Annotated in this window: 24 protein-coding genes, 1 tRNA gene and 1 riboswitch; of the genes, 14 read left to right on the top strand and 11 right to left on the bottom strand. The window is 36.0% G+C overall.

From position 1 onward, the window contains the following. The first annotated feature begins 50 nt into the window (after positions 1 to 50). A complete protein-coding gene (locus CWO92_RS11315; RefSeq protein ID WP_101354313.1) occupies positions 51 to 1208 on the top strand; it encodes a saccharopine dehydrogenase family protein in 1158 nt (385 codons plus the stop codon). Between the two features lie 211 nt (positions 1209 to 1419). Further along, positions 1420 to 2190: an IclR family transcriptional regulator gene (locus CWO92_RS11310; protein ID WP_101354312.1), complete on the top strand. Its 771-nt coding sequence runs from the start codon at positions 1420 to 1422 to the stop codon at positions 2188 to 2190. On the opposite strand, the gene CWO92_RS11305 is transcribed toward CWO92_RS11310, so the two are convergent. The 4 genes from CWO92_RS11305 to CWO92_RS11295 form a co-directional block, all read right to left on the bottom strand. Beyond that, positions 2187 to 3530 (bottom strand): bifunctional folylpolyglutamate synthase/dihydrofolate synthase, encoded by a 1344-nt coding sequence (locus tag CWO92_RS11305; protein ID WP_101354311.1) that lies wholly within the window; start codon positions 3528 to 3530, stop codon positions 2187 to 2189. The two genes, CWO92_RS11310 and CWO92_RS11305, sit on opposite strands and share 4 nt — an antisense overlap. Beyond that, positions 3527 to 4852, bottom strand: a complete 1326-nt coding sequence (locus CWO92_RS11300; RefSeq protein WP_101354310.1) for a bifunctional folylpolyglutamate synthase/dihydrofolate synthase — start codon at positions 4850 to 4852, stop codon at positions 3527 to 3529. Before CWO92_RS11300 ends, CWO92_RS11305 begins: the two co-directional genes overlap by 4 nt. Before the next feature lie 148 nt (positions 4853 to 5000). After that, positions 5001 to 5156 (bottom strand): hypothetical protein, encoded by a 156-nt coding sequence (locus tag CWO92_RS25415; protein ID WP_158175747.1) that lies wholly within the window; start codon positions 5154 to 5156, stop codon positions 5001 to 5003. Positions 5157 to 5256: 100 nt separating this feature from the next. Beyond that, positions 5257 to 5817 carry a GNAT family N-acetyltransferase gene (locus CWO92_RS11295; protein WP_101354309.1) on the bottom strand — a complete coding sequence of 187 codons (561 nt, stop codon included), beginning with the start codon at positions 5815 to 5817 and terminating at the stop codon, positions 5257 to 5259. 407 nt (positions 5818 to 6224) lie between these two features. Here CWO92_RS11295 and CWO92_RS11290 point away from each other — a divergent pair. From CWO92_RS11290 to CWO92_RS11275, 4 genes are all read left to right on the top strand, one after another. Continuing rightward, positions 6225 to 6297 (top strand) — tRNA-Arg (locus tag CWO92_RS11290). Between the two features lie 809 nt (positions 6298 to 7106). Beyond that, entirely contained in the window at positions 7107 to 7847 is a 741-nt protein-coding gene (gene sigI, locus CWO92_RS11285; protein WP_101354308.1) for an RNA polymerase sigma-I factor, read from the top strand. A gap of 503 nt (positions 7848 to 8350) precedes the next feature. Beyond that, on the top strand, positions 8351 to 9208 hold the full coding sequence (locus CWO92_RS11280) for an Ig-like domain-containing protein (RefSeq protein WP_165786674.1): 858 nt from the start codon (positions 8351 to 8353) through the stop codon (positions 9206 to 9208). A 100-nt stretch (positions 9209 to 9308) separates the two neighbouring features. Further along, positions 9309 to 9956 (top strand): class A sortase, encoded by a 648-nt coding sequence (locus CWO92_RS11275; protein WP_101354307.1) that lies wholly within the window; start codon positions 9309 to 9311, stop codon positions 9954 to 9956. 382 nt (positions 9957 to 10338) lie between these two features. Here CWO92_RS11275 and CWO92_RS11270 read toward each other — a convergent pair whose 3' ends face one another. The 3 genes from CWO92_RS11270 to CWO92_RS11260 form a co-directional block, all read right to left on the bottom strand. After that, positions 10339 to 11154, bottom strand: a complete 816-nt coding sequence (locus CWO92_RS11270; RefSeq protein ID WP_101354306.1) for a M3 family metallopeptidase — start codon at positions 11152 to 11154, stop codon at positions 10339 to 10341. A gap of 284 nt (positions 11155 to 11438) precedes the next feature. After that, the gene (locus tag CWO92_RS11265) at positions 11439 to 11681 is read right to left on the bottom strand and encodes a hypothetical protein (RefSeq protein WP_101354305.1); all 243 of its coding nucleotides are present in this window, start codon (positions 11679 to 11681) and stop codon (positions 11439 to 11441) included. Positions 11682 to 12030: 349 nt separating this feature from the next. Continuing rightward, positions 12031 to 12123, bottom strand: coding sequence for a YjcZ family sporulation protein (locus CWO92_RS11260; RefSeq protein WP_101354304.1), 93 nt, complete (start codon positions 12121 to 12123; stop codon positions 12031 to 12033). A 508-nt stretch (positions 12124 to 12631) separates the two neighbouring features. Between CWO92_RS11260 and CWO92_RS11250 the strand changes: the two genes are divergently transcribed. Continuing rightward, positions 12632 to 13057 carry an acyl-CoA thioesterase gene (locus tag CWO92_RS11250; RefSeq protein ID WP_199256875.1) on the top strand — a complete coding sequence of 142 codons (426 nt, stop codon included), beginning with the start codon at positions 12632 to 12634 and terminating at the stop codon, positions 13055 to 13057. A gap of 35 nt (positions 13058 to 13092) precedes the next feature. Here CWO92_RS11250 and pgoN read toward each other — a convergent pair whose 3' ends face one another. Together pgoN and CWO92_RS11240 are read right to left on the bottom strand one after the other, a co-directional pair. Next, on the bottom strand, positions 13093 to 13935 hold the full coding sequence (gene pgoN / locus CWO92_RS11245; RefSeq protein WP_101354302.1) for a glyoxal/methylglyoxal reductase: 843 nt from the start codon (positions 13933 to 13935) through the stop codon (positions 13093 to 13095). A gap of 5 nt (positions 13936 to 13940) precedes the next feature. Beyond that, positions 13941 to 15149, bottom strand: coding sequence for an MFS transporter (locus tag CWO92_RS11240; protein WP_101354301.1), 1209 nt, complete (start codon positions 15147 to 15149; stop codon positions 13941 to 13943). 187 nt (positions 15150 to 15336) lie between these two features. On the opposite strand from CWO92_RS11240, the gene CWO92_RS11235 reads away from it, so the two are divergent. Next, positions 15337 to 15702 carry a winged helix-turn-helix transcriptional regulator gene (locus CWO92_RS11235; RefSeq protein ID WP_101354300.1) on the top strand — a complete coding sequence of 122 codons (366 nt, stop codon included), beginning with the start codon at positions 15337 to 15339 and terminating at the stop codon, positions 15700 to 15702. Positions 15703 to 15725: 23 nt separating this feature from the next. Here CWO92_RS11235 and CWO92_RS11230 read toward each other — a convergent pair whose 3' ends face one another. Then, positions 15726 to 16133: a GNAT family N-acetyltransferase gene (locus CWO92_RS11230; RefSeq protein ID WP_235851597.1), complete on the bottom strand. Its 408-nt coding sequence runs from the start codon at positions 16131 to 16133 to the stop codon at positions 15726 to 15728. Between the two features lie 489 nt (positions 16134 to 16622). Between CWO92_RS11230 and CWO92_RS26310 the strand changes: the two genes are divergently transcribed. Next, a complete protein-coding gene (locus tag CWO92_RS26310) occupies positions 16623 to 16757 on the top strand; it encodes a hypothetical protein (protein ID WP_268877591.1) in 135 nt (44 codons plus the stop codon). Between the two features lie 36 nt (positions 16758 to 16793). Here the strand turns inward: CWO92_RS26310 and CWO92_RS25410 are convergent, their stop codons facing one another. Beyond that, positions 16794 to 16955 carry a hypothetical protein gene (locus CWO92_RS25410; protein ID WP_165786673.1) on the bottom strand — a complete coding sequence of 54 codons (162 nt, stop codon included), beginning with the start codon at positions 16953 to 16955 and terminating at the stop codon, positions 16794 to 16796. Between the two features lie 99 nt (positions 16956 to 17054). On the opposite strand from CWO92_RS25410, the gene CWO92_RS11225 reads away from it, so the two are divergent. The 5 genes from CWO92_RS11225 (at position 17055) to CWO92_RS11200 (ending at position 24190) form a co-directional block, all read left to right on the top strand. After that, a complete protein-coding gene (locus CWO92_RS11225; protein ID WP_101354299.1) occupies positions 17055 to 17912 on the top strand; it encodes an aldose epimerase family protein in 858 nt (285 codons plus the stop codon). A gap of 318 nt (positions 17913 to 18230) precedes the next feature. Then, positions 18231 to 18318: riboswitch (cyclic di-GMP riboswitch) on the top strand. A 183-nt stretch (positions 18319 to 18501) separates the two neighbouring features. Beyond that, entirely contained in the window at positions 18502 to 18792 is a 291-nt protein-coding gene (locus CWO92_RS11220) for a hypothetical protein (RefSeq protein WP_101354298.1), read from the top strand. A 453-nt stretch (positions 18793 to 19245) separates the two neighbouring features. Then, complete coding sequence (locus CWO92_RS11210; protein ID WP_101354296.1) at positions 19246 to 19629, top strand: Na-translocating system protein MpsC family protein; 384 nt, start codon at positions 19246 to 19248, stop codon at positions 19627 to 19629. Between the two features lie 419 nt (positions 19630 to 20048). Beyond that, positions 20049 to 21578, top strand: a complete 1530-nt coding sequence (locus CWO92_RS11205; RefSeq protein ID WP_101354295.1) for an NADH dehydrogenase subunit 5 — start codon at positions 20049 to 20051, stop codon at positions 21576 to 21578. After that, the gene (locus CWO92_RS11200; protein ID WP_101354406.1) at positions 21578 to 24190 is read left to right on the top strand and encodes a DUF2309 domain-containing protein; all 2613 of its coding nucleotides are present in this window, start codon (positions 21578 to 21580) and stop codon (positions 24188 to 24190) included. The genes CWO92_RS11205 and CWO92_RS11200 overlap by 1 nt, the downstream gene beginning before the upstream one ends. Positions 24191 to 24203: the final 13 nt, after the last annotated feature.

The following is a 24203-nucleotide window of genomic DNA, read 5'->3' as shown; positions in this document are numbered from 1 at the left end:
TGTGGCGAACCTACACTAATTAGATCGTATTTAAGAAAGGGGAATAATGGATGAAAATTGCTGTTTTAGGTGCTGGTTTAATGGGGAAAGAAGCGGCACGTGATTTAGTGAATAGTCAAGGCGTAGAAAAAGTTACATTAGCAGATGTAGATATTAAAAGAGCAGAAGCGGTTGCTCACTCACTACATTCACCTAAACTTTCCGCTGCCTATTTAGATGCCACTGATTATGTACAATTAAAAAGTTTTATAAGCAAATATGATGTGATTATAAATGCATTATTTTATTCATTCAATGTAAGCGTAGCAAAAGCTGCTATTGAAGTGGGAGTCCATTCAGTGGATTTGGGTGGACATATAGGGCATGCAACAGACCGTGTACTGGAAATGAATGATCAAGCCAAAGCAGCTGAAGTAACACTTATCCCTGATTTAGGGGTTGCACCTGGTATGATAAATATTCTTTCTGGTTATGGTGCAAGCAAACTGGATGTTATTAAGTCTATTAAACTATATGTTGGTGGAATCCCAGTTCGTCCTGAGCCGCCGCTTGAGTATAATCACGTATTCTCTATGGAGGGAGTTTGCGATCATTATACGGATCCTTCCTTAATCATTCGAAATGGCATTGTACAAGAAATTCCTTCTTTATCGGAAATTGAAACGGTGTATTTTGAAAAATTCGGACCTCTGGAAGCATTTCATACAGCAGGCGGGACATCAACGTTATCCCTTTCCTATCCTGATTTAGAAACACTTGAATATAAAACAATTCGTTATCCAGGGCATGCTGAAAAATTTAAGTTGTTAGTAGATTTAAATTTAACTAGAAATGATTATACGGTACAGGTGAAAGGGCAAGATATTAAGCCGCGCGATGTACTGTTAAAAGTTTTGGAGCCAATAGTAGAACTAGGAGAAAAAGACGATGCCGTCCTTTTAAGAGTCATTACGGAAGGAACGAAAAATGGCAAAAAAGCTAAATATGAATATGAACTAGTAACATATAAAGATCGCGACCATCAAGTGACTGCAATGGCACGGGCCACGGCAAATACAATATCGGTAGTTGCACAAATGATTGGAAGCGGCCTTATAACTAAAAAGGGTGTCTATGCACCTGAAAAAATCGTTCCCGGTAAGGAATATATTCAAGAAATGGCGAAAAGAGGTGTGCATATCAAAGAAATAGAAACTATCGAAAACTAGTTTGTTCCTGGTATTTTACTTATCCTTTTAATAAAGGTTTGTCTACTTCCAGCTTAAGCACCTATCGGCAAGCGGATTTTTACGTCTCCTACCTGCAGATAAAATATCTGCTCGTGAAAGATCGAATACGTTTTTCCTTTTCTCACCTATGATTCCGAAATCCGTACGCTAGAGCTGTGGCGCTTACGCATTTGATTGAGGAGACGGTATTATGAATCAGAGTATTATCAAAGCATTAAGTTTGCTTGATTTATTTACGGATGGCAGGCAGGAGCTAAGTCTTAAAGAAATAACAGAGGTATCGAAGCTGCCGAAACCGACCGTATATCGCCTGTTAGCATCATTGGAATACAGCGGTTTTATTGTTAAAACAAAAGAATCTGAGAATGATAGCCGTTATAAATTAGGAATAAAACTAATGGAGCTGGGTTATTTAGTATCAGAACAGCTAGAGCTTCGAAAAATAGCTTTGCCACATATGAAAAAACTTGCCGGACAACTTAATGAGGTCGTCCATCTTGTTATCTCTGATAAAAATGAGGCAGTTTATATTGAGAAGGTAGAGAGTACAAGGGCATTAAGACTGCACACCCGGATTGGAAAAAGATCTCCTCTCTATCTTGGGTCAGGACCAAAATTATTATTGGCATTTATGGGAGAGAATAAAAGGAAGCTTGTGATGGAGGAAATGTGCCAGTTTCGCAAGCTTGAAAAGCATTTGCTCTTAGAAGATTTACAGCAGATAAAACAAAGAGGATATGCGATAAGTTACGGAGAACAGGATGTAGGAACAGTTGGAATTTCGTTTCCTATTTATGATTATCAAGGAAATGTAGTAGCTGCATTAGCGGTAAGTGGACCAACTAGCCGATTTGAAGGGCAAAATCTGGATTATATTAAGGAAAAGACTGAAATCAGTGCAAATCATATATCTCAGGAGCTCGGATATAAAAATGAAAAAAACAGGAACCTACCTTTTTAATGGGAGGGTTCCTGTTTTTTTATATAAATTCTTTTTGCGTTGCCAATAAAGGTTTGCGTACCAATGATTAATAAGATATCAAATATTTCCTTATTCACAAGCTTTACCGCATCTGCTAACCACTCTGTTTCTTCTGCATGGTGGTGCAACGTTTTTGCATATGATAGAGCATCCATTGGAAATGTGAGGTGACTGATATCGGGCTTTGAAAGGAAAATTTTTTCCGAAAAGGACGCTACAATGTCAATTACACCTTTATAATCTTTATCATGTGGCACCCCAACGATAGAAATTACCTTGTTTTTTCCAAAGGATTGGATAACTTCCTTTACATATTGAGCTGATTCCCTGTTAATAGCCCCGTCCACTATAACGGTCGGATTTTGTGCAACAATCTCACATCGTCCTGGCCATTCCAACTGTCTGAAACAGCTCATGATGGACTCTTCCTTTAATGGCTGATGGAGAATTGCCTCGCATGCACTTATAGCTGTAGCTGCATTATAGGCTTGGAAAGAGCCAAGTAACGGAAAGGTCATTTTGGAATAGCTGGTATATGCGGTTCGAACGTTAAAGGTAGTTCCATTTTTATTGACAATGATTTGCTCAGCGGAAAAATCCTTATCGTAAATACGTATATCCCCGGCAAAAAAATGTAACTGTTGAGATATATGTTCTTTTAAAAAAGGTTCTAGTTTCCCTAAGATGACGGATTTCGTTGTATCCTTCACAATTCCTAGCTTATGGTTCGCAATGTCATATACGGTTGGCCCTAATTGACGGGTATGTTCTTCCATAATCGATGTTAGGATAGCCCATTCATTCGCTAAGACATTAGTATCATCATATTTTCCGCCGCGTCCGCATTCAATTATATTAATATCTGTTTCTTGTTCATTAAAATACATAACAGCTATTGCTAGGGCAAGACCAACTGGTCCTTGGTATTCAGTAGAAGACAGGCTATTTTCTATATTAATAAAAGCAGGTAGCATTTTATGGCATAATCTAATAAAATCCTCATCTGCAATTGGTTTTCCATTTATTCGAATCCGTTCATTAAAGCGGATTAAATGAGGGGAAGTAAATAACCCGACTTTTAACCCATGAAATTGTAGCAAAGAGGCAAGGATCATAGAAGTGGAACCTTTGCCCTTGCTGCCGGTAACAAGCACAAATTTTTTATTACGATCCGGAGAACCAAGCAAATTTAGTAGGTTTCTTGTCAGCCACGGCTTTCGAACGTCTTCATCCTTTATCTTGTGAATATGAGGATGTGCTCGTAAATATGATTGATAAATTAAGTTTTCCGCATCCTGCATAGTTTGAATGGTAGTCATTCTGTTCCCTCGTTAAGCACAATTTTCTTTACATAGCCTACTAAATATAAGGAGCCTGTAACTAATACGACTTGGTTTTTTTGATACAGCTGCACTGCGTGTTGTAAAGCATTTTTAATCTCATGAAAATAAAAACACGGTATATCCTGCATGGAACTTAAAGATTTTTCAATCTGTTCTGCACGTATATTTCTTTCGGTAAAAGGATGTGGCGTGATAATGTAGGGAGCATCTTCAAAATAGATAGATCTCATCATTGTTTCCATATCTTTATTAGATGAAATGGATAACATAACACTGGAAACCTGCAACCCAAACGTTTCGATACTTTCCTTTAATGTTTTTAATTCTAAAGTATTATGGGCACCGTCGAATAAAAAAGTAACACCGTTTTTTTCAATCATCTCCATACGGCATGGCATTGCTGCGTCATACAACGCTTGAGTAATGATGTCTTTTTGGAATGAATATCCACATTCAACCAACGCTTCTATCACGGCAATAGCATTGCTTGCATTTTGAACTTGATGGGTTCCAAGCAATTTAGTCTGGATATTTTTAAGAGCATAGTGAGTACCCTTAAAATAAAAAGTATTGCCATTTGTATCACTTGATTTAGTTATAAAATTATAATCGCGATGAAGAAATCGAAAGATGGTGTCACAATGATGCTCAATTTTCAAAAGAAAGTTGCGTGCCTGAACATTATTCATTCCACAAATCGCATATTTAGTGGTGGGCTTAATAATGCAGGATTTATCAAGGATAATATCCTCAATCGTTGATCCCAGCAAATGCGAATGATCCATCGTGATTTCCGTAAACACAGCAATGGTCGGATCAAAAATATTGGAAGGGTCTGTTTTTCCACCAACCCCATTTTCAAATACTACGAGTTTTATCCCATGTCTTTGAAAAAAAGTAAGGGCAATCATAATCATCACATGCATATGACCAACATCCTCTTTAAGCGGATAATCCTTTAGCTTTTTTTCAATATCAAGGACAATAGAAGAAAACTCTTCTCGATCAATGAGAGAACCGTTAATGGCAAACCTTTCTTCATAAGCAGATAGATGAGGGCCGGTAAACAGTCCATGATCTATAGCATGATGCGTTAAAATAGAAGAAATAAATTGGGCTGTGCTGCCTTTCCCACAAGATCCTGTTATTTGAATAAAAGTAAATTTCTCAGGGTTAATATGTATTAATTGTAGTAATTCTGTCATTATTTTATGATGATACCCATTATCTCTCCGTGTCGTCCGTCCGTTGTATGAGGAGAGAAAGGAGAGTACCTGATCATATTCTGTATATTTCATCCTTGTTTGCTCCTATAAAAATTAAAATAGGCAATTTTGCATAATAAGATATTACCACATATGAAAGAAATGTTAGAAATAAAGGAACCTATCCATTACAAAATCCTATCCCGATATGCATAACATACAAAAACACCCAGATTGGGTGTTATGTCAAAAAGGAGTCTGTATCAGGTGGAATAGGGTCAATGGTTTTAGCATCCTCAGAATGCAGTACTAATTTTAAAGCAAAGACAAAAATCCATCCTGAGAAACCCATAAGAAAAACAAGAGTACCAATGGTAACAATCCATTCCTCAGCCATTTTTATCATCCCCTTTACGAGATATTCAAAATGTGAACATTCTTTGAACACTCCTGATAATAAAAAATATGCGGAAAGGACGAAAAGCTTTCCAAAAAGTTTACTTGGAGTTGGACCGATTTTGTTCCCACTCTTTCTTTAACAATCCAAATAAAAGCATATCGTATGTTTTTCCATCTCGTTCCAAAAATTCTCGATATGTTCCCTCATAGGTAAACCCCGATTTTTTATAAAGCTGGATTGCTGAGAGATTATAGCTAAACACTGTAAGTTGAACACGTCTGAGATTTAATTCATGGAAAGCGTATTGCAGGATGAGTTCTAAAGCCTCTTTTCCATAACCTTTTCCACGATTCATTTCTTCCCCAATTGCAATGGACACCCACGTAGTTCTTTGATTCCATAGAATTCCGTCTAATTCAATATATCCAATTAATTGGTTGTCATCTATTGTTCTAATAGCTAATACGTATTGGTTGTTGGAATTAGCGTGTTCTTCAAACCAGGAACGAAGGGAAGCCGTGCTCCGTGGTTGAGCAGGAATTGCATCAAATAATCGTAAAAGGCTTGTATTCTGAAACCATTCCATTATGGTTGTGAGGTCTTCCTCAATTAGAGCGTTTAACTTAACCTTTTCACCAAGTAAAATAGAAGAAATCATACGTTCCACCACCTTAAAAATACTTCGAGATTTGGCCATCTAACTGCTTTTTTTGTTAAAAAATATAAAGACCTTTGCTAAAATTTCTAAAACCTATCCAAAAGCTATAGATAGTCTTTTACGAATTTGATAATATTTGATTATTGATATGAGGAGGATTATTCAACAATGAAAAAATTCTTACTAGGTGCCTTAATTACAATAATTGTATTAATGCTTATCTTCATTATCGTGATGGAAGTATATCCTTTTTCGTAAAAAACTTATTACATATTAGGTCCTGCCTTTTTAAATTCGCTGCCATTGGCAATTTTCCTTTATTTCTTATATGATTTCTCCACGTTGTGTAACATAGACCTTTTCAAAAGAGGCAGGATGCTATATAATATTTAATGCGCATTTAATTTGGCTCCGTAGCTCAGTGGATAGAGCGTCGGTTTCCTAAACCGTGCGTCGGAGGTTCGAGTCCTCTCGGGGCCGTCACGATGAATACAGAAAAGACAAGGATTTCTGCCCATTTGAAATCCTTGTCTTTTTATTTTTTTATGCTATTGTCATGAATATGGCATGAACGATTTTAAACGGAATATTTGCTCTTACCTTGGTTCCCAACATTTGAATGCCGACTGATCTGCAGCAACTTTTTGTATATTTGGCAGTAGATGAGAATATGAATCCATGGAAGTATGTCCTAGTCTTTTTTGTACTACTTTTGGATGGACATCTTGTTTAATCAATAAGGTTACGTGCATGCCTTAAAACGTATTTTTTTACCATAGTATGTTCCAATAGTTCAATTCAATTTATCAAAATTACGTCATAAATAAAGGATTCTGTTGATTATTACTAACGGAATGACAGCATATTGACTTAAATACAACCAAGCCCCTCATTTTAGAGGGGCTTATTTAGTTTTCTAAGAAGTATTTTACAAAAAATGTATAATATAGGGAGGATTGTGATTTTGTGTAGAAGTTGTTCAGAAATTGTCGAGATTGATTTTATATTATGAATGGAAGTTTTAACGATAGAAAAGGTAATAGTATTTGCTTGGTAATATGGTGGGAGTTCTTGGAAATTAGATATTTTGTTTATATCATTAAAGAATATGACAGCGGATTAATCCAGTTTCCATCTTCATTTAGTGTAATGTCGATAGTGTGGTTTTCTTGCAAGACTAAATAATAAGTACTGTCATTATTTATGCGGGAAATATGGTGTCCATGGTAAAGAACCCCCTTTGCTTACTCTAGCAACAAAAGCATAGGTACGTAGGGAGGGGGAAATTTATGTTAAATGGTATTTTAAAAGATCCTAGGAAATCCTTAGAGGAAATGGCAATTTCAATTCAAAATGGTGATGAACTTGCACTTAATGAATTGCTTGCAACATATAAACCTTTTATCAAGAAAACAATTTCTACTGTTTGTCAGCATTATATAGAAGAAAGTGATGATGAGTTTAGTATTGGTTTGCTTGCCTTTTATGAGGCTATTAAGAAATATGATTTTAAACGCGGCTCATCCTTACTAGCATTTGCAAAAGTAATTATTCAGAGAAAAATCATTGATTATATTCGCAGTAATTCTAAATATAAAAATTTAAGTACTCCTTTCGACATCAATGATTATGCTCCAAATTCCACAATAGAATTAATGGAGAATAACCTATCTATTAGTGTTTATTATCTAAAACAGGATGAAAAGAATAGGAGAGAAGAAATTACTCGATTTCAAGAACTATTATCATCTTATAAGCTATCTTTTGATGATTTAATCAAACATTCTCCCAAGCATGAGGATGCAAGGAGGAACGCCTTCCAGGTAGCAAATGTAATAGCGAAAGATAAAGATATTCTTGAACAATTAACTGCAAATAAAAAAATACCAATGAAAAAGCTCGAAAAAAAAGTAAATGTTAGTCGAAAAACACTCGAGATTAACCGAAAATATATCATAGCAGTTTCGTTAATTTTAGCTGGTGATTTCCTTTATTTGAAGGAGTACATAAAAGGAAGGATAGAAGAATAGAAATAAATTGCTTCAAGTAATGAAAATATGTAATTTTATCTTCGTACCTGGCGGTCATTTTACTATGGGCAAAAACTAAATAATAAAAACATCGATACCAAAAGCAACCGGGACAGTCACAAAAGCTAGTTGTTCTAGACAAAAAGTAATCGATCGCAATGGGCAGAATCCTCTAATAAGAAGAATATAGATGAAATTTCTTATCCTCTTTCATTTAACCATTATTTGTTTTCCGAATGTAGACCAAAGGTATTTGAAGAGAAGCTCTTATCTTGATGCAAATTGTTGAATCTTGTTGTGTTATCACTACATATGTTGCAATAGGTCGAAAGCCTCTTGTAAAATACTTACCTCCCAAAATAACATTAGAATGTCAATATAAAATTTTTTCCAATTTTATATTAGGTTTCTGAAAATTATGAAATAGGAGGTGGGATTAGTATTAAGAGGATACATCAGGACTCAAGTATGCCGCTGGCAGCTTGAAAGTAGATGGAACGTCTGTGACAGATAAGCAAGATACAGACAAAGGTTATTTTGATAATAACAAAGTGTCTGGTCAATTCGGAGATGTCACGGATACGGCATGGCATACAGTAGAATTTCAAGCGAAAGTGAAGAGTGGGCAAAACGGTAATAAGATCACAAACGTAGCCCAAGTTACAGGTGATAATGTAGAGAAATCAAATAATCCATCGACAGATGTTGGTGTTATCAATCATAAACCAAGTGCTCCAGATGATCACAAAACAACATCCAAAGACACACCGGTGTCTGGGCAAGTAAAAGGCTCTGACCCAGACGGGGATCCATTGACTTATAAAGAAGGCAAGTCCCCAAGTCATGGAACCGTCGAAGTGCATAAAGATGGAACATGGACGTATACACCGAATAAAGGTTATACAGGAAAAGATTCGTTTACCGTTATCGTAGATGATGGAAAAGGTGGAAAGATAGAGGTTCCAGTAACCGTTGATATTACAGAACCAGAAAATCCACCGACCAAACCGAATACTCCACCGATTATCAGTGGACCAAAGGATACGACCATTCATACTGGAGATCATTTTGACCCATATGAAGGAATAACTGCAACGGATAAAGAAGACGGTAACCTTACAGATAAAATTAAGATTGTAAAAAATACCGTAAATGTAAAACAACCAGGAACCTATGAAGTGGTATACAAAGTAACGGATAGTGATGGAAATACATCTTATTTACATCGTAAAGTGATGGTAGAAAACTCACTGCCAAAAACGGGAGATACCAATGATTTACCAACCATCCTGGGAGGATTAGTATTGCTTCTAGCAGCCTGCATACTTTCATTCAGGTTGAAAAGGCGTAAGGACGCATAAAAATATAACATGAAAAAAGGTACCCCATGGAATATAACTAATTTCTGGGGTACCTTATCATTTTAATAATTGGTTTAGTTAAAGAATGGGAGTTATATATATGACAAAGCGTCGGAAATTGTTGGTTTACGTACTAATATTAGCTGGGGTATTGATGATTTTATCTCCATTTATAAAGGAAGGCATCATCAATTATATAAGTACACATTTGAATCAAAAGGATATTTCTGCAGCGGAAATAAGCCGAAATAATGAAAGGAAGGCTTCCTTTGATTATAATGCCATCCGTTCTCCATCTTTTATGAATACATTAAAGGATAGTACTCAAATCGATTCAAACGCTATAATTGGCAGGATCAAAATTCAAAGTGTAGGACTCAGTCTTCCTATCATGAAAGGTACAACCAATTCGAATTTGCTTGCTGGTGCTACGACGATGCGTCCAGATCAGAAAATGGGAAATGGCAACTATCCTCTCGCTGGACATCATATGCGAAATTCTAATTTGTTATTTGGACCGCTTATGAAGATTAAAGTAGGGGCGAAGATTGTTATTACAGATTTAAAGAAAGACTACATATATAAAGTTACTTCAAAGGAAATTATAAATGCTAGTCAGTCCCACGTCATTAAGAATACCCATGAAAAACTCATTACTTTGATTACTTGCGATCGAGCAACCAGTACAAATAAAAGACTTTTTGTTCGAGGAAAACTAATAGAAGTAACAAACCACAATGATAACTGATTGTCTTTAAAAGAGATATTAGATCAATAAATAGGTAGAAGCTTGGCACATAAATGGCACAAATGAAACGAAAATGGTTGAAAAAAGATAAATATATGGAAAAAATCAATATAAAATGCTTTAAAATCAACCCATTTGGAGTAGACTGAATTATTACGAACACGTAAAAAGTTTCCAAAACCGTGCATCGAAGGTCGATCCTTTCGGGGCTAAATCTAAAAATAAATAAAGGCATGGGTTTCAGCGATTTTGAAATCCTTGCCTTTATTTATTATCTGTTATGTTGGCATAAATAGAAAAATATGGGTCTTTATACTATTATTCAAGTAATAAGGAATTACTAGTGTGTTTAACCTTTTTATATGAGAATGAACAAGGAATATTAGTACTTTTGATCATCAAACTGCTCCACCCAACGATCAACATATTCAATAATATACCGTAAGCTACCATCATCAAAAGGAGATTGTAAACGTGCCCTATTAATGATTTCCACAAGGGATTCACTGTCACCAACACGACAAATATTTAAAAAATCATTCCAGCCTTCCTCGCGATTTTCATTGTAGCGAATCCAAAGTTGGACCGCACAATTATGTGCTAAGTCATAATCGATAAAATAAAAAGGTGTTTCAAACAGATGGCTAATTTGATAGAAGCTTCCGCCACGCTCTAAAAACTCATTTCCATCATAATCTTTTTCAGGCATATAGATGCGTTCTATTTCTCTCCATTTCGCTTTTCTTTCGTCCATGGTTTGAGAAGGGTGATCGTAAAGATAATGTTGAAATTCATCAATGGCATTCGCCCAAGGCATTAAAATAAATGCCTCTGTTAAGTGGCAGTACTTATATTTATCCGTGTCCTTCTCGAAAAATAATTCCATCCACGGCCATACAAAACGTTCCATTGTAAAGGAATGGATTTCTGTTGCATCAGAGGTTGGGGAAATATATTCGGGAATTTGTGTATTCCGGTTCATGTAAAATTGAAATGCATGGCCAGCTTCGTGTGCGAGAACCCTTATATCATTTGGAATTCCTACTGAGTTTGCGAATATAAATGGCGCTTTTTCCGTCCCTATAAATGTGGCGAAAGCTCCGCCTCTTTTGCCCGTCTTACTTATAAGATCTAGGTTTCCGTTTGAAACCATGTATTCAATGAATTCTTTCGTTTCTGGGGAGAGCTCTGAAAACATTTTAGTGCTTTTTCCATTACAACATCAGCATCCCCCAACAGTTTTGGCGCTCCTGTCTTAAAATGTACTCTTTCATCATAATACTTAAGCTTTTCTACTCCGATTCGTTCCTGTTGTTTTTTGAGAAGCTTTGTTATAAAGGGAACTCCGTATTGCCTTACCTGGTTTCTATAGATATTGACATGTTCAGGAGTATAATTTGACCGCCCTAAACGGTCATATCCGAGTTGTATAAAAGACTCATACCCCAGCTTTCTAGCAATATTAGTTCTTATCTTAATAAGCTAATCAAAGATATCATCCAATTTATCTTCATGATTGGAGTAATAAGAAGAAATTGCTTCGTAGGCTTGTTTCCGTTCACTTCTATCCTTTGAAATGGTATAACGATTTAATTGAAAGAAACTCATTTTCTCACCATTGAATTCTATTACAGCATTACCTAGCAAAGAAAAATATTCACCAATCAGCTTTTTTTCCTGTTGAAGGTCTTCCGCGATAATGTCAGAGTATGTCTTAATCTTCATTTCAGCAAGCTTAAAAATTTGAGTATTCTCTCCTATCTTTTCCTGTGTTTTGGTTAAAAGCCTCAGCTAAATAAAAATATTTTACCTTTTAAAGTAATTTAATTTACCTTGTAAACAAATATTACTTTTAATAGTAAATTAAATTACTCTAAAAAGCAATAATTAATTCGCAGTAGTAAAAATATTATTGACGGATATATGAACATTATAGTTTGGTAGATTTCTTCCGCAATTTAGAAAGAAATGATCATTAAATGGTTATAAATGTTTTGAAAGGATTAAGAATGGAATAAAAAGCAAAAAAAGATCGGTCCATATTGAATGACCGATCAAAAGTAAGGTTCTAGTATTAATATACATATGCAGCTCCGACAATAATTAAAAGAATGAATAGAACTACAATTAAAGCGAAACCTGCTCCATATCCTGTACCTTCACTCATACTTATCACCTCCTTCAATACAGTTTTTGACATTGGGTCATAACTGAAGAAAGTAAGTGAATGAATTTTATCTTGATTAAATGTCAAAAAAGTCGGTAGTTAGATGGATAAAAAATTCGCGAGAACAATTAATAGAAGAAGCGACCTCGACGGAAGCTTGGTCCAAAGCGCGGACCAAAGCGTGGACCGAAACGCGGACCAAAGCCGAAACGAGGGCCAAATCCGTAACCCCTAAATATTGGCATAAAGATTATCCTCCTTTTCCCATGAGAGATATAACAGGTTATGCAAGGATATTGGTTGGTGATAGGGCAAGCATGTAGTTAATCAAAAAACGGGTTGCACATTTTGCTTAAGCACCACTCATAGGCCTGCCCAATGAATAAAGCACTCTTTTCTTTAAATAAGGAATTAGTTTATATGTAAGAGCTCTCATTAGAACATAGAATGTCAATAGTATAAAATAAATGGTAAAAGTATCGAGAAGGGAAGTATTATCATGGAGAATATGTATGTTGCAACGCAGGAAATCCAAATATCCTATGCAGACACAGATATGATGGGAGTTATTTATCATGCGAACTATATTAAATGGTTGGAACTGGGGAGAACACGGCTTATTGAGGATATCGGTTATGATTATATGGAAATGGAGAAAGCAGGTTACTATGCACCAGTCTACAATTTAGAAATTACATATGAAAAGCCAGTAAAACTAGGGGATAGAGTTTTTGTGAAAACATGGGTAGATGTTAACCAGGGACTTCGCACCGTGTATGGATTTCAAATTGTCAATGGTGAAGGGGAAGTGTGTGCAAAAGGGAGTACTACACATATCGTTGTGCGAAAAGAAAATGAGAAGTTCAAGCCTGTCCAATTTAAAAAGGCATTTCCCGAATGGTTTCAGAAGTATGAGGAAATTAAACGTAAATAAATGTAAAAAGGTGACCAAATGGCCACCTTTTTTATTTAAAAATCAAAGTTATCCGGATCAGGACCTACTCGATGATGTTGATCTAACGCATCGATTGCTGCCATATCTACATCTGATAGGGTAAAGTCGAATACATCCGCGTTCTCGATTATTCGATGTTCCTTTGTAGATTTAGGGATAACAACAATGCCGTTTTGTAAGTCCCATCTTAGAATGATTTGAGCAACTGTTTTATTATATTTCTCGGCAATCTTCTTCAATTCTGGTAACTCTAAGATTTGTCCTTGCATTAAAGGAGACCAAGCTTCTAATTGGATGTTATTTTTTAAGCAATAAGACAGAAGCTCTTTTTGCGTTAGTCTAGGATGTAATTCCACTTGGTTTATCATTGGCTTTATTTCCGCAACCTTTAATAAGTCTTCCAGATGGTGAATTTGAAAATTACTAACTCCAATGGCTTTAACCTTGCCAGCTTTATAAAGTGTTTCTAATGCTCGCCAAGCATCTTTATATTTTTCAGCAACTGGCCAGTGAATAAGATATAAATCCAAATAATCTAAACCAAGTTTATTTAAGCTTGTTTCGAATGCTTTTAAAGTCGATTCATATCCTAAATCTGCATTCCACACTTTTGATGTGACAAATAATTCATTGCGGGAAATGCCAGCTGCTTTCATTCCTTCTTTAATACCTTCACCTACGCCAGTTTCATTTTCGTAAATAGCAGCAGTGTCAATGTTGCGGTATCCGTATTTTATAGCTGTTTTAACTGCATTAACTAGCTCAGGACCTTCTTCTACCTTAAATACTCCGAGTCCAAACCATGGCATTTTAACTCCATTTTGCAAAGTAGTTGTATCTTGTAAAGTTTTTATCATTTTGATTACGCCTCCAGTTTTTTTAACTTTTCATTTTTATCATTTTGTTCAAGTAACCGGCTCCAGCCTGTTAAGAAGACTGCTAACAGCACCATAATTGCACCAATCCAAGTTGTGTGAATCAAACCAATTGAATTAGTGATAACACCGCCTAAATAAGAGCCAATCGCAATTCCAGCATTAAAAGCAGCGATATTAATGGCAGACGCTACATCCACCGAAGCAGGATCAAATCGCTCTGCCAGTATCACAACGTATACTTGCAGTCCCGGAACATTCATGAAAGCCATCAGTCCCATAAAGAAAATAGTGATTAAACCAGCTATTTTAAATGGAGCAGTGAACAGTAATATAAATAGAACAATGGCTTGGATTATAAACATATAAAACAATGATGTTAATGGACTTTGATTCGATAATTTTCCGCCAATAATATTACCAATTGCAATAGCCACACCATAAACAAGCAGAATAATAGCAACGGTGCTTACACTAAAACCTGTAATATCATGCAGTAACGGGGATAAATAAGTGAAAACTACGAATGTCCCCCCATAGCCAAGAGCAGTAATGATAAATACTAAGAGTAGCCGGCCGTTTTTCACTAGGTTCAGTTGACTGCGAAACGTGGTACGTACTGCCTTTCTTAAATCAGATGGAACAAGGATACAATTAGAAATAAGTGCGATAATCCCAACCACAACAATTAATAGAAAAGCGAATCTCCATCCCAATTGCTGGCCGATAAAGGTACCTAATGGCACACCTGTTACGGTAGCCACCGTCAGACCTGAAAACATAATTGATATCGCACTAGCTCTGCGATTTTCTGGTACCATATCAGCTGCAATGGTAGAGCCTATCGACATAAAAACTCCATGTGAGAATGCTGAAAGTACACGAGCCGCAAGTAATATCCAAATACTTGTGGCGCTAGCTGCTATGCTATTGCCTATAATAAAAAGAATCATAATCCAAATTAAAAGGGTTTTTCGGGGCATTCTCGATGTTAGTGATGTTAAAATAGGCGCCCCGAATGTTACTCCTAAAGCATATAAAGAGACCGTCAATCCCGCTGTTGTTACGGAGATTTTCAGATCTTGCGCTATTAGTGGCAGTAAGCCGACACTAATGAATTCGGTCGTTCCAATAGCAAAGGCGCTTACTGCTAAAGCCAATAATGCAAAGGTGCTTCGATTATTTTTTTTTGCCATTTGTCTCCTCCTTAAAAAATGTATATATAGAATGGTGAGTTTGAAAAGAATAATTAGTGAACTTTTCAGCCGGCAAATGTTATTATGGGATATATAAAAATAAATGAAAAGTACGTACTTATAAGTGCTATAGATACCTAGAGGTAATATAGGTACTAAAAAGTTCCTATAAAGAGGAGGATATAAAATGGAGAAAAAGAAGTACAACATAGGTGTTGAAGCGACTTTAGAGGTTATCGGGGGCAAATGGAAGTGTGTGATTCTCTGCCACTTAACACATGGAAAAAAACGGACAAGTGAATTAAAACGATTAATGCCGCAAATTACCCAGAAAATGCTTACCCAGCAATTAAGAGAACTGGAAGCAGATGGGGTGATTAAAAGAATTATTTATAATCAAATTCCTCCGAAAGTGGAATATGAACTAAGTGAGTATGGGTGGAGTCTTAAAAGTATTTTGGATTCCTTATGTGCCTGGGGGGAAACTCATATTGAAAAAGTATACGGGGATAAGTCTGAAGTGTTAGAAGAAAGTATATTAAACGAAAAATAAGGGAGATAGCCCCCCCTTATCTTTTAGTATTTTTTGTACATCCCAACGGATCTTGGTTGTGTATAATCAAAGCCGAACTTTTTATATAATTGATCAGCTGGAAGATCTGCAATTAAACTCACATATGAATGTGCAGGTGCATGTTCGTCCAGGTAGTTAATTAGTTCAGACATGATGGTTTTTCCAAGTCCATTTCCCTGATATTCAGGATCAACCGCAATATCTACGATTTGATAAAAGCAACCTCCGTCACCTATAATTCTCCCCATGCCTATTACTGTATCTTCACTTCGAAGAGTGACAGCAAAGATAGAGTTCTGTAAAGCAATTTTGCTTGCTTCTGGGTCTTTCAGGCTTAAACCTGCTTTAATTCGGAGCTTAATATATTCTTCCGGTGTTGGTGCGTTATATAATGTTTGAAAGCTTAGCACGATTCTCATCCTTTTTAAATTTAATTTTAACATAAAAAAGATCCGGCTATGAAAGCCGGATCAAGGATTAGGGTATTTAATAAGGGGGTTACTTGATAATGGAGGGGACCATATCAAGTAGGAAAATTACTAGCTTGTCCTATTAACAATTACATTTTAATCTGTAATCCCTAAAAATTCATGAAAAAAAAATGAGAATTGGATGAGAAACAAAATTGTCACAATTATATTACTTTGGAACTCTCGAATTAAGGTACTAAAAAAAAGCACCTTGAATGGTGCGATAAAAACGAGTATCCAGGGGGTGGAGGGTTATTACGATAGTCATTAGGATTTTTTCTGATTTCTTTATTTCTTTGTTTTGTCGTAATAGAAGAAATGTTGAAGAAAATGATGGGTATGATAATAATGAGTGCCAGGACCATAAATATCCCACCTTAAAAAGATTGTTATTATCATTAGATGCTAACAACCAATAATGATGACCAAATGGATACATGTTTTGTAAAAACGCCAATGAATGCTGTGCAAAAACAAGCTAAAAGTGGAAAAACGGTAACAAGAACGGAAGAATCGTTCTGGAAAAATCAAGTCGATTTAGAAAACCGGAACCGAAACATATAAATCCATACTTGTTACCTTTCTTACCTAGAAGGTAAACTATATTTCACTTTTAGTATAAGAAACCGTTATTTTATCACTAGCACCGTTTTTCTTAAATTGGTCAATATGTGACATCCAGTAAATTCCAGTAAATAAACCGCCTAAAATAAAGATAATGCAAATTAAGAAATATATGATTTGCTTTTTTTTATTTCGCATAGGAATCCCTCCGAACAAATGCAATCTTATAATAATATATGACATAATAGTGAGTAGAAGCAACAACTATTAATTAGGGACAAAAAGGAGATACGAACAATGTATACTATTCAGCAGGAAATGGATGAAGGTTTAAAGATATACGTATTAAGGGATGAGGATTCTTACATAAAAGTAGTTCCTGAACGTGGAGGGATTATTACAGAATTCTGTGTAAATGAAGCGGAGATTTTTTATTTAAATAGAGAAACACTATTAGATAGGGAAGCAAATATTAGAGGTGGCATTCCAATTTTATTTCCAATAAGCGGACAATTGCATAATGGGGAGTACGAGTTAAACGGAAAAACCTATAAAATGAAAAATCATGGATTTGCAAGAAATATGCCGTGGGAAGTGGTGGATATCTCGACTGAAGGTGAATTATCCATTACTTTACGATTAGAAAGCAATGAAGAAACAAGGCAATCGTATCCTTATGATTTTGAGGTACTTTTCAAATATATCCTTAAAAAAGACACCCTTATTATAGAGCAGCAATACAAAAATCTTTCTAATGGAGATATGCCGTTTTATGCTGGCTTCCATCCTTATTTTAAAACGGCAGAAAAGACATTCTCGGTAAATTCTGATGCCAAAACATATTTGGACTATAATGACAACCAAGAAAAGGCATATGCAGGAATTATCGATTTATCGGATAAAAAAGAATCACTGATGTTATTAGATCCTGTTGAACCGAAAGTTCAATTTATGCTTCCGGAAGTAAATAAAAAAATCACATTAGAATATGGAAAAGAATTCAAATATATTGTTTGTTGGACAGAACATGGGAAGGAATTTATTTGTGTAGAACCATGGATGGTAAAAACGTATGAAATGGAGCAAAAAGAAGAATTAGTTTATTTAAAACCGAATGAATTGCTCTCAACTTTTTTTCAAATAAGAGTAGAATAAGAAAAGGTACAATTTCTTTCCGCAATGCGGTCATCTATACCTTATTTATACTAAAAGTTTCTTACTTCATATGTTTTGCGGACTAGGTTCCGTTATATTATTAGAAAGCGGTGAATTACCTGTCTTTTTTCACGATTAACATTCCCGGTGTCCGCAAAGCATCTTTCAGAAAATATATGTGTAAATGTACAATTGTAAAAAAAAACATAAGATAATTTAAAGTTTCGAAAATAGCAAATTTTGTCGAAATGACTCCTTTTTTGTTGAAAAAATATTGATTGGAACAATGAAAAAATGATATGGTTAATTGGAACAAAATTACGATAAGAGCAAACCTTTTTGAAAAATGGGGACGCAAAGCCACGGGTCTAAAATTCACATGAATGATGACAGCCGGGTTGCCGAAAGTTCAAGATGCGATATCATCTCTTTTTTAAGCAATCTTCATGAATTTTGAAAATCTGTCCACAAGTGCTGCAAATTCCCCAATATCTTATCTGTAATATGTCCACTTGTAACAATGTTATAAAAGGCATTTTTCTCATTATCTCTTACTACAGAGATGTTATTAAGAAGGAGTTTATGAAAGATGGAAATAGAAGTAAACCAGAAGTCAGATAGATATAGCTACAATCAAATAAAAAATCGATTACAATCATATATTGTTTCAGCTAATAGTTTGACTTTTTTAGTAGACCAACAAAGACAAGTACAGATGACTGGGGATCAAATTGTGGAATATATTCTTTCCAATTTACCGAGAAGGCAAATCCTTGAATTACTAGAGATGCTTGAAATTATTAAGAGCCGCGATTCAAATACGCTTCATTATCTTCAATATATATTACATGGAATAATTCAGAACAAGGTACGAAAATAATATCGGAGCAAACATATCACTCCTATAAGAGTTCACCACCCTCTTGTTACTTCGAAGATCATTTAAAGGCGATAAACATCTTCGTTCATGAGATCCATATACTTAGTGAGATGTTCATCTGATTATGTAGCCCCCCTAGGATTGAAAAGCACTCCAATTGCTGGAGATAATTAAACCGCTAATTATATTAATTAGATATAATGGAATCCATGTATTAACCTGACCATGATAGAGGGAAGTAGTCATAAGTGATTTTGACAGCTTCCCATCGTTTTTGCGGATGTTTTGCTTTTTAATCTGTTTTATTGAAAATATCCAATTGTTTTTCGTTAAAATCATAATAAATATTCCTTATCTTTTGATAAAATATAAATGCATTACCAAAACAAGAATGGCGTATACGAAATGGTATAAATAGAAGGCTTTTTTTACTACGAGGAGGATACATAATAGATGAAAAAATCGAAAGGCTTTATTGAATCGGAAATAAGTAAGGCGATTACTCAGTGGGAAAAGGACTATCTTGGGAGAGGCTCCTTATCCGTTAAAACAGATATATTAAGGGATATGATCATTGTTATTTTACAAGGGATATTAACACCAGCTGAATATACGGTTTGTGAAACAAAAGATGGGATGTTGACCATAAAGAAAACACGTTCGGAGTTAGTCGAATCAGGTATAGATAATCTTAAAGAAATTATCTTTACAATAACTGGGGAGGAAGTAAAGGGATTCCATACCGATATTAGTTCTCGTACTGGGGAACGACTAATGGTTTTTAAACTATTTAACGATCTTGAGAAAAAGATAAACGGTGCTAAAGGCCAGGATTAAGACTAAAATGTTGACAAAAGTATGCGGTTTGGAATATCCTATTATTAACTAAATACGGCGTTTTTATGCTTATATAATAATGACTTTAGCATTCTTTCAATATTATCATATTGACTGGATGAAAAAGTTTTTATAACGTAAAAATCGGTACGCTTTATAATCTGATGGATGGATTTAGAGAAATACCGTTTTTTCTTTCTAAAGCATACATTCATGTTGATATTAAAATGGTAGCATTTCAAAAAACTTTAAGGTTAGTTGAATTGAAACCGACAATTTTTAAAATACCAATGATATGAATCATCGTTGGTATTTTAAAGTTGTCGGTTTTTTTATTTAATAAGTATTATCTGGAATATATATCAACCAGTTTAAAAGGAATTATATAAGTAAGCGCCATTTAGATGGAGGATCTTTATATGTTATTTTCCCTTAATTTGTCATCATTATTAATAATATTTTTTAGCGTTCTGTCAATATCCGTTCTAAGTGGACTATTGTTTTTACATCGGCGGGTACCATTACGTTATGTTCGCATTCATATTGGAGTCGTTGCATTACCTCCATTGGTTGCTTTGATTGCACTAATAAATACGAATGCAAGAGGGGAAGTTGGTGCTTGGTACTTGGATTCTATATCTTGGCTATTGGCATTCTTTGTTCTTCTCCTTGGTTTAATCATCCAGCGTTTTTCTTTGCGTTATCTAATGGGCGATCTCTCTTATAGAAAATATTTTATCCTTTTTACCTTTACTACCGGAGCTGCTTCTCTTGCATGGTTAAGTGACGATCTACGCTTGATGGCTATATGTTGGGGATTCACACTAGTCGGACTTATCTCGCTGATAAGGTTAAATCGTGGATGGAAAGTAGCACGTGAAGCAGCCACAGTCTCTGGTCGTTTATTTGCATTAAGTTGGATTGCTATTGTATTGGCAATCATTTGGCTTTCACATGACACGGGGCAATGGCAGTTATCGTCTGCTTTAAAGGACGTGAGCTTAGCACACCTTGAAACCTGGGAGAAAACCGGGATTAATCTATTGCTCATATTAGGAGTGATGATTCCAGCGGCTCAATGGCCATTCCAAAGATGGTTATTAGAGTCTGTTGTTGCTCCGACCCCTGTTTCCGCGATTATGCACGCTGGTTTAGTCAATGCAGGTGGTGTTATATTAACTAGATTTTCACCGATTTTTGATGGCAATATAGCACAAATAATTTTGTTAATTCTAGCAAGTATTTCCGTGTTTATCGGAACAGGGATAAGTTTGGTGCAGGTTGACTATAAGCGGCAGTTAGTAGGATCAACAATTGCACAAATGGGATTTATGTTAATCCAATGTGCGTTAGGTGCTTATTCAGCAGCTATTTTCCATCTTGTATTCCATGGTTTATTCAAAGCTACTCTGTTTTTGCAGGCGGGTTCGTTAGCACCGTGTTTGGAAAAATCGACACATGGCCATAAGAACACATCCTATTCATGGCTTGTTGTTGGGAATATTCTAGCCGTCCTTGTAGGTATTGCATTTTGGCTGCAGGACATGGCAAATGGATACCAGTTGATAAGTGCCCTAATTATTGGGTGGTCTTTGTCTTTTTCTTGGAAGCAACTTGTAGCGTTTGGAGAGGGAAGAATCGATCGAATTGCTGGGTTATTGTTTATGGGGTTATTTACTGTTTTATACCTTATCATTCACAATTACCTTTACGGTTGGTTGCCAGTAAATGTTTATCAGAGTAATCAGCTTTCCATGGCAGTTATTATCTTTATCGTCTGTTTACTGCTGCTCAGCAGTATTATTGGCAAGTGGATTGTTCAACGTCGCTCTTCTGTTTTCTTCACAGTAATTTATCTTTGGTTGGTTCGATTAGGGGAAGCACAACCAAAGGCAGTGGAAAGTCATCCAAACTACCTTAAGTTTTTATCTCAGGGAGGCAATAAATGATGAGTGCAACATCTGTTATAAATAAAGAGGATGTAAAACAGAATGACGGCCATATAGATTTTCAAGAAATTCAAGATTTAGTTGAATCAGCTAGCCATGTTATTGCACCTCTTTGGCCCATTTCTACATTTGCAGCACGCAGTCCATGGATGGGACTTGAAAAACTGTCCTTTGACCAGGTAGCAAGATTGTTAAAGAATACAAGGGATGTTGATATATATCCTAGCGCTTCCATGATACAATCTGCTAAAAGGAATGGGGAGATTGATGAAGCTTTTGTGGAAATAGCTATGCAGCGTTGGCTGGATTCTCATTCCTTTCCTATACCACGGAAGGTTGCAGAGCAGTATTGTCGTTCTGCATTAACATTAGATAATGTACCTTCTGAGCTTCTATCATCCCCTGAGTTAGCAAAATTGAGTATGGATATAAAGGAATGGGATACTGAGAGTATCGGCATGTCTTATACACAACCAATAAGTATGAATGTAAAACAACAAAACGGGGAAAAACTCGCTGATATTCTTGATTATTACATGATTAAATGGTGTAAGTTATACTTGGATGAATCGCAGGCAACTTGGACAATGCCAAATCGTGAAGAGGGGTTCTATTCTGCATGGCGACAACTTATTCAATATGACCCTGCCATCAGTAAAAGTCTGCGCAAAAGTCTGAGGGATTGGCCAAAAGATGTAACTACTGCATTAGAAGTAGTGTTATCGGCATTAGAGATTCCAAAGCAAGAGATTCAACATTATCTTGAGGGTCATTTACTCTCCTTGCCAGGGTGGGCTGGAATGCTATTGTGGCGTTCACAGCAATCGAGTTATGAACATGCACTCCTAACAGAATATTTAGCTATTCGAATTTCAATGGAATGGGCCCTTTTAAAACCGTATTTACCTTTATCCAATTTGCAGTCCACACAGAAAGTTTCGGTTGTTCCTCTAATAGCATCGTGGATTCATTGGGGGAAGCTTTCTATAGAAAAATGGGCACATATGTCATCCGTTGAACAGAATGATTATTTAACATTTGCCTATCAATTTGATGAAATGGCTTGCAGGAAAATATGGCTTGAAGCATGGGAGCAAACTTATCGAGATCAATTAAGTGAGAAACTTCTCACCTTCCATACCAATGAAAAAAAGAATGCTTTAGCTCAGCTCGCATTCTGTATAGATGTTCGTTCAGAACGTTTTCGTCGTCATCTTGAAAAGGAAGGTCCGTTTGAAACAATTGGAATTGCTGGTTTCTTTGGATTACCGATTGCAACTAGCGAATTAGGAAGCAAACATAGCCATCCTTCCTTGCCGGTCATATCTAAGCCGGAACATAAAATAAAAGAGCTTCAACATGAAAATGAACTCAAACGATACCAACAACGCAAGAATGCCGTAAATTCATTAAACAATACTTTTAAAACGATGAAGCATAATTTACTGGCAAACTTAATTTTACCTGAGGTAAGCGGACCATTACTTAGTCTGCAAATGGTAACAAGGAGTTTTGTTCCTAAAACAGCGGATCGTATGATACGGAACCTCCGTAAAAATTGGTTACGTAAACCTGAAACAATGCTCTCCCTTAATCATGTTCATGAAAAGGAAGAAGGGTTACCTATCGGATTTACAGAAGCACAGAAGGTAAATTACGCCCGCCAAGCTCTGAAATTGATGGGATTAACCAAAAACCTCTCACCATTAGTCGTTTTTTGTGGGCACGGAAGTCAAAGCATTAATAATCCTTATGCCTCTTCGCTAGACTGTGGGGCTTGTGGTGGTGCATCAAGTGGTTTCAATGCAAGGGTATTAGCGGAGTTATGCAATCTTCCCGAAGTCCGAGAAGCACTTTTAGCCGAAGGAATGGAAATCCCTAAAGATACGGTTTTCGTAGCAGCTGAACATAACACGGCGGTCGAGGAATTACATTGGATTTATGTTCCGAAACTTTCAGCATCTGCACAAGAGGCATTTGATCGATTGGGGGCTATTTTACCCAAAGTAAGAGATAATGCAAATGCAGAACGTTTAACACAATTACCGAATCTCCAATTAAAACATAAAAATCCAACCGATGAGGCAAAACGATTTGCACAGGATTGGAGTGAGGTACGTCCCGAATGGGGATTGGCTCGTAATGCATCCTTTATCATCGGTAAACGTGAACTTACTCAGAATAGTGAATTAGAGGGTAGGGCCTTCCTTCATAATTATGATTGGCAACAAGATGAAAATGGTGATATGTTAGCTGGCATAATAGCGGGCGCCGGTACGGTCGCGCAATGGATTAATCTGCAATATTACGCTTCTACCGTAGCGCCTCACTATTACGGCAGTGGAAATAAAACAACACAGACCATAACGGCTGGTCTCGGCGTCATGCAAGGGAATGCTAGCGATTTATTAACCGGGTTGCCTTGGCAATCGGTTATGAAATCAGATAAGGAGTATTTTCATTCTCCGCTTCGTTTGCTAATCGTCATTCAAGCACCTGCGGAATATATTAAACGGTTATTAAATAATAATCCCGCGTTTCAACAAAAAGTTCAAAATGGATGGGTTCGACTTGCGAGTATTGATCCAAAAGGTATTTGGGAAAACTGGTAACCCATTATATAAC

This window comes from Heyndrickxia camelliae (genome assembly GCF_002844575.1).
Classification (GTDB): domain Bacteria; phylum Bacillota; class Bacilli; order Bacillales; family Bacillaceae_C; genus Margalitia; species Margalitia camelliae.
The sequence above is the reverse complement of the archived record's forward strand: the minus strand, read 5'-3'. Positions and strand labels throughout refer to the sequence as shown.